Source organism: Kluyvera sp. Awk 3 (assembly GCF_028069715.1).
GTDB classification, from domain to species: Bacteria; Pseudomonadota; Gammaproteobacteria; order Enterobacterales; family Enterobacteriaceae; genus Kluyvera; species Kluyvera georgiana_A.
Map to the genome: position 1 here is coordinate 1 of NZ_JANEWH010000354.1, position 260 is coordinate 260.

At 50.4% G+C, this 260-nt stretch carries 2 rRNA genes; both read right to left on the reverse strand.

The features are described 5' to 3' along the window. A 5S ribosomal RNA gene (rrf, locus tag NNN71_RS25085) occupies positions 1-70 on the reverse strand; the annotation flags it as partial. Positions 71-163: 93 nt separating this feature from the next. Next, positions 164-260 (reverse strand): 23S ribosomal RNA (locus NNN71_RS25090); the annotation flags it as partial.

The following is a 260-nucleotide window of genomic DNA, read 5'->3' on the forward strand; positions in this document are numbered from 1 at the left end:
CGGCGCTACGGCGTTTCACTTCTGAGTTCGGCATGGGGTCAGGTGGGACCACCGCGCTACAGCCGCCAGGCAAATTCTGTTTTCAGACCGCTTTATGCGTTCTGATTTAATCTGTAATCAAGCTGAATATCGTGTCTCTTCGCCAAAACATCTTCGGCGTTGTAAGGTTAAGCCTCACGGTTCATTAGTATCGGTTAGCTCAACGTATCGCTACGCTTACACACCCGACCTATCAACGTCGTCGTCTTCAACGTTCCTTC